General features: G+C 65.0%; 1 protein-coding gene and 2 pseudogenes. 2 read left to right on the forward strand and 1 reads right to left on the reverse strand.

The features are described 5' to 3' along the window. Positions 1-327: 327 nt before the first annotated feature. On the forward strand, positions 328-1,461 hold the full coding sequence (locus MOV75_RS33545) for a glycosyltransferase family 2 protein (RefSeq protein ID WP_246932022.1): 1,134 nt from the start codon (positions 328-330) through the stop codon (positions 1,459-1,461). A 6-nt stretch (positions 1,462-1,467) separates the two neighbouring features. After that, a pseudogene (locus tag MOV75_RS33550) lies at positions 1,468-2,625 on the forward strand (glycosyltransferase family 39 protein); the annotation flags it as partial. A gap of 1 nt (position 2,626) precedes the next feature. On the opposite strand, the pseudogene MOV75_RS33555 reads toward MOV75_RS33550, so the two are convergent. After that, positions 2,627-2,736, reverse strand: a pseudogene (locus MOV75_RS33555) (cytochrome o ubiquinol oxidase subunit III); the annotation flags it as partial.

Raw genomic sequence — 2,736 nt, forward strand, 5'->3', positions numbered from 1 at the left:
CTGCGGCCCCCGCAGCTCCCGCCGCGCCCGCGCCGCGCGGCCCGATAATCCGGGAAGTGCCCAACCAATAGGCCAGAAAATCGTGGTTTTCGCCCCTTGCGGAGCGATCTCGTCGTTCTTATCTAGCCTCTAACGGCGACGTTGAGCGAAAACTCCGGCGCTGGGACGACCTTGGAATAGCTTGGGCTTGCGCCGGATGTACGCGCGGCCCGCCGTTCCGGGGTCGTTGGCATTTTAAGACCCCTTTTGGGGCATTTCCCACAGACCCCCCGGCTTGGCAGCGCAAGAACTTGGCAGCGTAAGACGCGGCGGATATACGCTGCCGTCATGAATGAAGCGATCAGACCGGGCTCCGACAATCCGCCGCAGGCTCAAGAGGGGCCGGAACTGTCGGTCATCGTCCCGACCTTCAACGAGCGCGACAATGTCACGGTATTGTACAGGCGGCTGGAAGCAACGCTTGCCAACGTCGCCTGGGAAGTCGTGTTCGTCGACGACAATTCGCCCGACGGCACCTGGGACGTCGTGCGCGCGCTGGCACAGCAGGACAGCCGCGTGCGTTGTGTCCGCCGCATCGGCCGTCGCGGCCTGTCGGGCGCCTGTATCGAAGGCATCCTGGCCTCGAGTGCGCCGTTTGTCGCGGTGATCGACGCCGATCTCCAGCACGACGAAGCGCAGCTGCCGAAGATGCTGTTGCTGCTCGCAAGCGATCAGGCCGACCTCGTCGTCGGCAGCCGCTACATCGAGGGCTACAAGAGCGAGGGCTTCAACAAGCAGCGCGCCGGCGCCAGCGCGCTCGCAACCGAGTTCGCAAGGAAGATGCTGCGGGTCGAGATCGCCGATCCCATGAGCGGCTTCTTCATGATGCGCCGCGATCGCTTCGAAGAGCTCGCGCCAAAGCTGTCCGTGCATGGCTTCAAGATCCTGCTCGACGTCGTCGCGACCGCGCACGGCACACTGCGGGCCGTCGAGATTCCCTACACTTTCGGCGCCCGCCAGCATGGTGAGAGCAAGCTCGATTCCATGGTTGCGCTCGATTTCCTCGGTCTCGTGCTCGCCAAGCTGAGCAACGACATCGTCTCGCTGCGCTTCATCCTGTTCGCGATGGTCGGCGGCATCGGCCTCGTGGTGCACCTGACCACGCTGTTCATAGGGCTTCAGCTGTTCAAGGCGCCGTTCGCGGAGGCGCAGGCCGCGGGTGCCATCGTCGCCATGACCAGCAATTTCGTCCTCAACAACTTCCTCACCTATCGCGACCAGCGACTGAAGGGTTTTGCGCTGCTGCGCGGCCTGATCGCCTTCTACATCGTGTGCAGCGTCGGCCTGCTCGCCAATGTCGGCGTTGCCTTCTCGGTGTACGACCAGGAGCCGATCTGGTGGCTGGCCGGCATGGCCGGTGCGCTGATGGGCGTAGTGTGGAACTACGCGATGTCAGGCCTGTTCGTCTGGCGCAAGAAGTAATCCGCGATGGGCGGGGCTGACGCGCGGATTGTCCGCAACACCGCGCTGCTGATTCTCGCGCTGGTGGCCCTGCGGCTCGTCGCGGCCGCGTTCACGCCGATCACGTTCGACGAAGCCTATTACTGGATGTGGTCGAAGAACCTGGCGGGCGGCTATTACGACCACCCGCCGATGGTCGCCTATGTGATCCGCGCCGGCACCCTGATCGCCGGCGATACCGAGCTCGGCGTCCGCCTGGTCTCGATCCTGCTGGCGCTGCCGATGAGCTATGCGGTCTATCGCTCTGCCGCGATCCTGTTCGGCGGTGCGCGCGTGGCCGCCACCAGCGCCATCCTGCTCAACGTGACCATGATGGCTTCCGTCGGCACGCTGATCGTGACGCCTGATGCGCCTCTTCTAGTCGCATCCAGCTTCGTGCTGTTCTTCCTCGCCAAGGTGCTGGAGACCGGGCGCGGCGCCTGGTGGCTCGCGGTCGGCGCCGCCGTCGGCGCGGCGCTGCTGTCGAAATACACGGCGATGTTCTTCGGGCTGGCGATCCTGATCTGGCTCGCTTCCGTGCCGAAACTCAGGCACTGGTTTCTCTCACCCTGGCCCTATCTCGGCGGCCTCGTTGCGCTCGCGCTGTTCGCTCCGGTGATCCTCTGGAATGCGGACCATCAATGGGTCTCGTTCACAAAGCAGCTCGGCCGCGCCAAGATCGAGGACTTTCGTCCGGTCTTCATCGCCGAGCTGATCCCGACCCAGATCGCGTTCGCGACCCCGCTCGTCTTCATCCTCGGCGCGATGGGCCTGCACGCGCTGACCTGGCGCAGGGCCGGCGCGCTGGCCTCGCGCGTGCTGATCGAGACGATGTTCTGGACCATCGTCGCCTATTTCGTCTGGCATTCGCTGCATGCCCGCGTCGAGGCCAACTGGTTCGCGCCGGTCTATCCGCCCTTCGTCGTCGCCGCGGCCGCCGCCGCCAACCTCGTGCAATGGAAGCCACGGGCCCGCCGCCTGGCGGATTTCTGCCTGCGCTGGTCCGCGCCCGTCGGCATCGTGATGTTTGTTGCGCTCATCGTGCAAGCCAACACCGGCTGGCTCTCCGGATATCGCCGCGATGCCACCGTGCGCAGCGTCGGCGTCGGCTGGCGCGAGCTTGCCGCCGAGATCGAAACGGTGCGATGGCCTCGATCAGGCCGAACTTCTGGACCTGCACCATCAACGTCACCAGCCAGATCAGGCCGCAGGAGACGTGCAGGCCGTGGGTTCCAACCAGGGTGAAGAAGGCGGACA

The organism is Bradyrhizobium sp. PRIMUS42 (assembly GCF_023006515.1).
In the GTDB taxonomy this organism is placed as follows: domain Bacteria; phylum Pseudomonadota; class Alphaproteobacteria; order Rhizobiales; family Xanthobacteraceae; genus Bradyrhizobium.

Coding starts and splice junctions, on each gene's coding strand:
- MOV75_RS33545 (WP_246932022.1), top strand. CDS start 328: ATGAATGAAGCGATCAGACCGGGCTCCGACAATCCGCCGCAGGCTCAA.